General features: G+C 71.0%; 8 protein-coding genes and 1 pseudogene. 7 read left to right on the top strand and 2 right to left on the bottom strand.

Annotated features, from left to right (window positions below; genetic code table 11):
* On the bottom strand, positions 1-263 hold a 263-nt coding region (locus tag AOK17_RS34375; protein ID WP_157881451.1), incomplete at its 3' end, for a LacI family DNA-binding transcriptional regulator.
* 426 nt (positions 264-689) lie between these two features.
* On the opposite strand from AOK17_RS34375, the gene AOK17_RS34370 reads away from it, so the two are divergent.
* The 6 genes and pseudogenes from AOK17_RS34370 (at position 690) to AOK17_RS34350 (ending at position 6391) form a co-directional block, all read left to right on the top strand.
* On the top strand, positions 690-1847 hold the full coding sequence (locus AOK17_RS34370) for a Gfo/Idh/MocA family protein (RefSeq protein ID WP_055616502.1): 1158 nt from the start codon (positions 690-692) through the stop codon (positions 1845-1847).
* Positions 1844-3022, top strand: a complete 1179-nt coding sequence (locus AOK17_RS34365) for a dihydrodipicolinate synthase family protein (protein WP_245697555.1) — start codon at positions 1844-1846, stop codon at positions 3020-3022. Before AOK17_RS34370 ends, AOK17_RS34365 begins: the two co-directional genes overlap by 4 nt.
* A gap of 56 nt (positions 3023-3078) precedes the next feature.
* The gene (locus AOK17_RS34360; protein ID WP_055616504.1) at positions 3079-3876 is read left to right on the top strand and encodes a sugar phosphate isomerase/epimerase family protein; all 798 of its coding nucleotides are present in this window, start codon (positions 3079-3081) and stop codon (positions 3874-3876) included.
* A 269-nt stretch (positions 3877-4145) separates the two neighbouring features.
* Positions 4146-4493 (top strand): annotated as a pseudogene (locus AOK17_RS53680) (hypothetical protein); the annotation flags it as partial.
* A gap of 18 nt (positions 4494-4511) precedes the next feature.
* Positions 4512-5882 (top strand): amidase domain-containing protein, encoded by a 1371-nt coding sequence (locus AOK17_RS34355; protein ID WP_281198663.1) that lies wholly within the window; start codon positions 4512-4514, stop codon positions 5880-5882.
* Positions 5883-5884: 2 nt separating this feature from the next.
* Positions 5885-6391 carry a hypothetical protein gene (locus AOK17_RS34350; RefSeq protein WP_055616500.1) on the top strand — a complete coding sequence of 169 codons (507 nt, stop codon included), beginning with the start codon at positions 5885-5887 and terminating at the stop codon, positions 6389-6391.
* 54 nt (positions 6392-6445) lie between these two features.
* On the opposite strand, the gene AOK17_RS34345 is transcribed toward AOK17_RS34350, so the two are convergent.
* Entirely contained in the window at positions 6446-6946 is a 501-nt protein-coding gene (locus tag AOK17_RS34345) for a hypothetical protein (protein ID WP_055616499.1), read from the bottom strand.
* A gap of 131 nt (positions 6947-7077) precedes the next feature.
* On the opposite strand from AOK17_RS34345, the gene AOK17_RS34340 reads away from it, so the two are divergent.
* Positions 7078-8256 (top strand): serine hydrolase domain-containing protein, encoded by a 1179-nt coding sequence (locus AOK17_RS34340; RefSeq protein WP_107102572.1) that lies wholly within the window; start codon positions 7078-7080, stop codon positions 8254-8256.
* Positions 8257-8378: the final 122 nt, after the last annotated feature.

Below are 8378 nucleotides of genomic sequence, written 5' to 3'. Positions count from 1 at the left end.
CCCCCGATCTCCCCCTGGATCGCCCCCGCCATGATCCCGAAGAACGGGTCGGCGATGTCGTTCACCAGGATCCCGACCAGGTCGGAAGTCGCCGCGGCGAGCGCACTGGCCGGGCCGTTCAGTACGTAGTCCAGCTCGTCCACGGCCCGCAGCACCCGCTCACGGGTGGAGGCGGCCACGGGATAGTTCCCGTTCAGCACGCGCGACACCGTCGCGGGCGAGACCTGCGCGCGGGCCGCCACGTCCGCCAGGGTCACCGTCATCTTCGTCGTCCTCCGGTCGAGCATCTCGTCATAAGTCCTCGTACACCGCCCCAAGCCCCTGCACGCACGGGCGTCCAAACCCCTGCACACGCGAGCGCTCCAAGCCCCGACACGCACGCGCACACACCCCACGTGCCCACACCCCGGGCACAGCGCACGGGCACACCCCACGGGCACACCGCATGGGCGCCCGCACGGGCACACCGCACCGCTCCGCACAGACCCTAAGGCCGAACCCCCCAGTTGTTCGCCCCCTCGAACAACTCATCCCCGTCACGGTCTTGTCCAGACCGCTCCTCAGAGGCTAGCTTCTCTACACATAGAAAGCGCTTGCTGTGACGCTCACCAGTTCACCAGGGTGCACCGGACGTACCGGGGTCCACCTGTGGGGCGTACGCGGCGCGGGACGCGTACGAAGGGAATGACGTGACACGCAAGACGGTGCGCATCGCGATGAACGGTGTGACGGGGCGCATGGGCTACCGCCAGCACCTCGTCCGCTCGATCCTCGCCCTGCGCGAACAGGGCGGTCTCGACCTCGGCGACGGCACCGTGCTGTGGCCCGAGCCGGTCCTCGTCGGCCGCCGCGAGCACGCCCTGAAGGCGCTCGCGGAGCAGCACGGCCTGGACCCGGCGAACATCTCCACGGACGTCGACGCGGTCCTCGCCGACCCGACCGTCGAGATCTACTTCGACGCGCAGGTCACCTCGGCCCGTGAGGAGGCGCTCCAGAAGGCGATCGCGGCCGGGAAGCACATCTACACCGAGAAGCCGACGGCCACCGACTTCGAGGGCGCGCTGGAACTGGCCCGCCTCGCCGACGCCGCCGGCATCAAGCACGGCGTGGTCCAGGACAAGCTTTTCCTCCCGGGCCTGCTCAAGCTGAAGCGGCTCATCGACGGCGGCTTCTTCGGCCGCATCCTCTCCATCCGCGGAGAGTTCGGCTACTGGGTCTTCGAGGGCGACTGGCAGTCGGCCCAGCGCCCGTCCTGGAATTACCGCTCCGAGGACGGCGGTGGCATCGTTGTCGACATGTTCCCGCACTGGGAGTACGTCCTCCACGAGCTGTTCGGCCGCGTGAAGTCCGTACAGGCCCTGACCGCCACGCACATCCCGCAGCGCTGGGACGAGCAGGACAAGCCGTACGACGCCACGGCCGACGACGCGGCCTACGGAGTCTTCGAACTCGAAGGCGGGGCCATCGCCCAGATCAACTCCTCCTGGGCCGTCCGCGTCAACCGCGACGAACTCGTCGAGTTCCAGGTCGACGGCACCGAGGGCTCCGCCGTCGCGGGCCTGCGCAACTGCCGTGTCCAGCACCGTAGTTCGACCCCCAAGCCGGTCTGGAACCCCGACATCCCGGCCACCTACTCCTTCCGCGACCAGTGGCAGGAGATCCCCGACAACGCCGAGTTCGACAACGGCTTCAAGGCCCAGTGGGAGCTGTTCCTCAAGCACGTCTACGCCGACGCGCCCTACCACTGGGACCTGCTGGCCGGCGCCCGCGGCGTCCAGCTCGCCGAACTGGGCCTGAAGTCCTCCGCCGAGGGCCGCCGCTTCGACGTACCGGAGATCGCACTGTGACGAACGGGCAGATCCAACTACCCAACGCAGACGGCGTGTTGCGCGCCTACACCCCCCGCGCCGAACCCCTGCCCCTTACCACCGGTTCCCCCTTCACCTCCCGCACGGTCTACTCGGCGGCCCACGTGGTCGCCGACCCGTACGCCGACACCACCCCCGACTCTCCGGCGGCCGTCGACTGGGACGCCACCCTCGCCTTCCGCCGCCATCTGTGGTCCCACGGGCTCGGCGTCGCGGAGGCCATGGACACCGCCCAGCGCGGGATGGGGCTCGACTGGGCGGGCGCGGCCGAGCTGATCCGCCGCTCGTCGGCCGAGGCGAAGGCGGTCGGCGGGCTGATCGCCTGCGGCGTCGGCACCGACCAGCTGCCGGTCACCGAGGTCGGCTACCCGTACAGCCTGGACGAGGTGCGGGCCGCGTACGAGGAGCAGCTGGCCCTCGTCGAGGAGTCCGGCTCGCGGTCCATCCTCATGGCCTCCCGGGCGCTCGCCGCCATCGCCAAGGGCCCCGAGGACTACCTGGAGGTCTACGGCCACCTGCTGCGCCAGGCCGCCGAGCCGGTGGTCCTGCACTGGCTGGGCCCGATGTTCGACCCGGCGCTCGAAGGCTACTGGGGCAGCACCGACCTCGACGCCGCCACCAGCACCTTCCTGGAAGTCATCGCCGCCCACCCCGACAAGGTCGACGGCATCAAGGTCTCCCTCCTCGACGCCCAGCGCGAGATCGACCTGCGCCGCAAGCTCCCCGACGGCGTGCGCTGCTACACCGGCGACGACTTCAACTACCCCGAGCTGATCGCGGGCGACGACCAGGGCTTCAGCCACGCCCTGCTCGGCATCTTCGACCCGCTGGGCCCCCTGGCCGCCGAGGCCGTACGCGTCCTCGACACCGGCAACACCCCCGGCTTCCGTGAACTCCTCGACCCCACCGTCGAGTTGTCCCGCCACCTCTTCCAGACCCCGACCCGCTTCTACAAGACGGGCGTGGTCTTCCTGGCCTGGCTCGCGGGCCACCAGGAGCACTTCACGATGGTCGGCGGCCTCCAGTCGTCCCGCTCGCTCCCGCACTTCGCCCGCGCGTACGAACTCGCCGACGGCCTGGGCCTGTTCCCGGACCCGGCACTCGCGGCGGCCCGCATGAAGAACCTGCTCTCCCTGTACGGAGTGAACCAGTGAGCACGAGCAGTACGAGCAGCCCCCTCGGCGACCTCTCCCGCTTCTCCATCAACCAGATGACGGTCAAGCAGCTGTCGATGCCCGAACTGGTCGACGCCTGCCTGGAGTTGGGCGTCCCGGGCGTAGGCCTGTGGCGTGCGCCGGTCGAGTCCTACGGCCTGGAGGAGACGGCCAAGCTGGTCCGCGATGCCGGTCTGGCCGTCACGACCCTCTGTCGCGGCGGCTTCTTCACGGCCATCGACCCGGCCGAGCGCGCCGAGGCCCTGGCCGACAACCGCCGCGCCATCGACGAGGCCGCCACCCTGGGCACGGACACGCTCGTGCTCGTCTCGGGCGGCCTCCCGGCGGGCTCGAAGGACCTGCACGGCGCGCGGGAGCGCATCGCGGACGCGCTGGGGGAGTTGGGCCCGTACGCCGCTGCCAACGGCGTCCGGCTGGCCATCGAGCCGCTCCACCCGATGTACGCCTCCGACCGCTGCGTGGTCTCGACCCTCACCCAGGCTCTCGACCTCGCGGAACGCTTCCCCGCGGAGCAGGTCGGCGTCGCGGTCGACACGTACCACATCTGGTGGGACGACCAGGCCCCCGCGCAGATCGCCCGCGCGGGGGCGGGCGACCGCATCCACACCTTCCAACTCGCCGACTGGACAACCCCGTTGCCCGAGGGCGTCCTGAACGGCCGGGGCCAGATCGGCGACGGCTCGATCGACATGCGCGAGTGGAAGGCGTACGTCGAGGCGGCGGGCTACACCGGCCCCATCGAAGTCGAGCTGTTCAACGACGGGCTGTGGGCCAGGGACGGCCGCGAGGTCCTCGCCGAGACGGCGGCACGGTTCGTGGAGCACGCGGCCTGAAGGGCAGCCGAACGGCAGCCTGAAGAAGCAGCCTGAAGAACGGAACACGGAACGCCGACGGGATTTCGCCCGTCGGCGTTCCGTCGTGCCCGATGATCAATGTCACTCACCTCATATATGGCTAAACACGGCTAATGCGGTCGCTGGTCGGCATGTGACGCTCTGCCCCTCCTCCTAGGCTCTGTCGTCGCATTGCCCGATATTGACCGAAGGCCGAACACACACATGCACATAGCCATACGCCGCGCGGCGGGCCTGACGGCGAACGCGTCGCCTGGCTCAGGCCCGACCTCACCAAGCTGCCCGTCGGCGCCCGGATCACCAGGGCGCGGCTCGTCCTCAGCCCCACGCAGTCGGGGGCACCGCGGCCGGTCGAGGTGTACGACCTCCTCGACCCCTGGACGCCCACGCAGAAGGGCGGCGAACTGCTCGCCGCGCTCGACGAGGCCCCCTTCGCCGACGCGGCACCCCTGGCCGACCAGGATCTCGCCCCGGTCGTCCAGTCCTGGCTGGAGCAGGAGTCCGGCGAGGGCCTGGCCGTGCGCCTGCCCGCCGCCGAGCGCGCCTCCACCGCCGCCTACCACTCGGCCCGGGCGACGGACACCGCGCTGCGCCCGAAGCTGGAGATCGACTACGTGGCGCCGACCGCGCCGGGCGCTCCCCAGGACGTACGGGTCACTCCCGGCGACGCCGGTCTGCTGGCCACCTGGAACGCGCCGCAGGACAACGGCTCGGCGGGCGACGAACCGCAGTACACGGTTGTCGTGACGAAGGCCGACGGCAGCGAGGCCGCCCGGGTCACGAGTCCCGAACCGCGCGCCGTCGTGGGCGGCCTGGCCAACGGGACCGCGTACCGCGTCGCGGTGACGGCCCGTACGGCACACGGCACGAGCCCGGCCGCCACCGGTGCCGACGCGGTGACCACCGCCGCCGTCCCGGCCGGATCGGCGGCCTACCGGGAGATCGTGCGCCAGTACCTCGACGCGCGGGCCGGACTCCTCACCGGCAAGCACGCCACCGTGACGGCAGCCCTGGCCGCGAGCCCCCGCGCCGCGTCCTTCCAGGACCTGCTGAAGGCCCAGGCACCCGGCCTGGTCGAGAGCCGCGAGGCGCTGGCCCGGCACGGGAGCACCTACACGGACGCCACCGCGGCACTCTCCGACGTGCTCGTCGGCACCGACGACAGCGGCCGTGTGTTCCTGCGGGCGGCGGTCGACGAGAAGGCCGTCCTCAAGCAGGGCGCGGACGACCCGACGGGCGAGGCCGACGAGGGCCGCCAGGAGCAGCGCTTCACCTTCAGCACCAACGGCGGCGCCCCGATCCTGCACCTCGAAGCCGACGCCCCCGCCGCCGAGACGGTCCTCACCGAGTCCGCGTCCACCTGGCAGGGACTCGACGTGGCACCGGCCGAGGGCCAGGACGCCGACGACGTGCCCGACGAGCCGATCGCCCTCGACGCGGACGGCTTCCCCGTGGAGGAGACCGCCACCGTCCGGCCGGCGATCGCCCTGCGCGCCGCGGTCTCCGGGTCCGGCACCGCCAAGTGGGCCTCGAAGAACATCGGCACCAAGTGGGAGTACGGCCAGGACTGCACCAACTTCGTGTCCAAGGCCCTCTACTACGGCGGCAGGATGAAGACCCGGATGGGTGGCCGCAAGCACGACCGGGCCTGGTGGCAGCAGTACTACCTGTTCGGTTCGATCAAGAACAAGAGCTACACCTGGTCGGGCACCGAGAACTTCCGGCGCCATATGACCAAGTACCGCAAGGCCCCGTCGGTCTCGAAGCGGAACGCGCGGCCCGGAGACATCGTCCTGTTCAAGTGGAAGAAGGAGAGGGTGTACAACCACGCGGCGGTCGTCGTCGGGAACAACGGCCGTGACCTGCAGCTCCGCCAGCACGGCGGGGTCAGCAGGACCACGCTGAGCGCCGCCATCGCCCGCTACCGGAACAAGGCCAACTACATCGAGCGCGTGGTCATCCTCCGCCCGAAGTCGAGGAGCTGATCATGAGGCGAACCCTGCTGGGGTGCGCACTGGCCGCGGGTGCCCTGCTGACCGTGACGGCCTGCTCGTCCGACGACGGCACGTCGGCCTACCAGACCGACTACACCGGCCACGAGCCGCTGCACGTCGTCGGCTACCCCTCCACGGGCAGCCTGGGCGTGGTCCAGGAGGCCGTCTGGCGGCTCGCCGACGGTGACACCGACGCGCTCGCGGACCTGTCCGTGGAGGACGGCCCCGCCGAGAAGACCGCCCGCAACTGGGTCGAGTCCTTCGGCAGGGCCGCCAAGGGCGAGGTCACCGCGGACTTCTACGACGAGGGCTCCACCCGCCAGACCGTGGTGCTCTACTTCGCGAAGTCCCGGCAGACCAAGGAGATCACCGCGCGGATCGGCGACGACGACACCTGGGGCCTCGTCCTCAACGAGTCGGACCCGAAGGAGGCCTCCGCGGGGCCGACCTGGGCCCCCGCCAAACCGGGCGGCACGGGGTCGAGGAGCGCGGGCGGCTAGTCCCGTACGTTCCCTGCGCCCCGGACCGCGGACGTCGGTTCGCCCGTGACCCCGTCACAGGCGGACCGACGTCCGCGTCTCGTGCACCTCTTCGTCGTCGGTGAAGACGCCGGACGCCGTCGCCCCGCCGAGGAGCGCGGTGACGAGAGCCGCCGCGGCGACGAGGGTCCACCGAGGCCGCCGGGGCCTGGTGCGCGCCGGTGCGGCGACCGCAGGCAGGGACGCAGGTGTGGCGTCCTCAGGCACAGGCACAGGCACAGGCATAAGCGCAGGCGCCGGCCCGCACGCGATGTCGGTCCGGGCGTCCAGCCACGCCTCCGCCTCGGCGCCCCGGACCCCGCACGCCGCGACGAACGCGGCGACCAACTCCTCGCGGGGCAGCCGTTCCCGGCCGAGCATGGTCGCCGCCGTGGAGTACGGCAGAGAGTGGCCCGCCTCCGCCGCGGCGCGTTCCAGCCGGCGGTAGCTGAGGCCCGACCACGCCTTGAGGCGCCGCAGCCCCGCGACGAAGGCGGCCGGGTCGGTGTCGGGCGGGGTGGGCGGTGCGGTGGTCATGACGGTGGTCCCCCCTGGTGAGCTGGACGTACACGAGTTCGCACAAGCTCGAACACCCTGACAGCTTGAGGAACGGCGACGGCGACGGTCAACCTCGGTGCGGATTCCCGATGTTGGAGGTCATAGGTCATATGGGTCAGTCCCGCCGCCGCCGTACTGCCGCCGCCGTCACCGCCCTGGCGACTCTGCTGACGCTGGGCGCGTGTGCCGAAGAGCGCGCTGCCGGGCCCGCGAAAGAGCCCGCCAAGGAGCGCTCGGCCGCCGGGTCCGCCGTGAAGGCGCGCGAGGGGGAGTCGGTCGCCGACTTCCTCCGCCGGACCATTCCCGCCGGTCCCGGCGGGACCGTGATCGCGGCACGCGGCGACGAACTCGTGTACTGCGGAGGCTTCGGGACGGCGGACCGCGAGGCCGGCACCCCCGCGAGCTGCCGCACGGTCTACGACGTCATGTCGATCACGAAGCAGTTCACCGCCGCCGCGATCCTGAAGCTGGAGGTGATGGGGCGGCTGCGGGTGAGCGACCGGATCAGCCGGTTCCTCGGTCCGGTTCCCGAGGACAAGCGGGACATCACCGTCGAGCAGTTGCTCACGCACACATCGGGCCTGGTCGAGGGGCTCGGCGACGACTACGACCCGGTCTCCCGCGACGAGATGGTGCGCCAGGCCCTGGCGTCGAAGCCGCAGTCGGCCCCGGGGAAGGAGTTCCACTACTCCAACACCGGCTACAGCCTGCTCGCCGCGATCGTCGAGAAGGCGTCCGGGGACGGCTACGAGCCGTTCCTCGCCCGGCACCTGTTCGGCCCGGCGGGAATGGAGCGGACCGGATACGTACTGCCCCGCTGGCCGCGGCACCTGGTCGCGGTGGAGTACGACAGCAAGGGGCGCAGCAAGGGCAGGCCCCTCGACCATCCCTGGGCCGCCGACGGGCCGTACTGGAACCTGCGCGGCAACGGCGGAATGCTGTCCACCGCCGAGGACATGTTCCGCTGGCACCGGGCGCTGCTGGGCGACGAGATCCTGCCGGAACGGGCCAGGGAGAAGCTGTTCGCGCCCCGCGTGCGGGTGCCCGACTCCGACGACGGCTGGTACGGATACGGCTGGGCCGTCCGTGAGAGCCCCGAAGGGCGGGTCGTCTGGCACGACGGCGGCAACGACTGGTCGCTGGCGGTCCTCACGAGGTCGCTGCGCGACGGCGTCCTCGTCTACTGGGTGAGCAACCACGCCTACCAGGACGGCAAGTGGAACCTTGAGGACCAGGCGGAGAAGCTGACCCTGGGCATCGCCGACCGGGTCCGCGCCGAGGCCGACTGAGCCACCGAAACGGACCTCAAAAAAATCTCAAGAGACCGTGCAACCCTCCCCGCACTCCGTGGGTCGTACTTGGCATCAGGACTTCTGGAGGGGGATCCGGGGGGATCGCGGGGGTTCTGGTT

Source organism: Streptomyces phaeochromogenes (assembly GCF_001418655.1).
Lineage (GTDB): Bacteria > Actinomycetota > Actinomycetes > Streptomycetales > Streptomycetaceae > Streptomyces > Streptomyces phaeochromogenes.
This window is presented reverse-complemented; position numbering and strand designations above follow the sequence as displayed.

Bases quoted from the DNA above. Each gene is read 5' to 3' on its own strand.
- AOK17_RS34360 (WP_055616504.1), top strand. From the start codon at position 3,079: ATGACGGTCAAGCAGCTGTCGATGCCCGAACTGGTCGACGCCTGCCTG.
- AOK17_RS34350 (WP_055616500.1), top strand. From the start codon at position 5,885: ATGAGGCGAACCCTGCTGGGGTGCGCACTGGCCGCGGGTGCCCTGCTG.
- AOK17_RS34345 (WP_055616499.1), bottom strand. From the start codon at position 6,946: ATGACCACCGCACCGCCCACCCCGCCCGACACCGACCCGGCCGCCTTC.
- AOK17_RS34340 (WP_107102572.1), top strand. From the start codon at position 7,078: ATGGGTCAGTCCCGCCGCCGCCGTACTGCCGCCGCCGTCACCGCCCTG.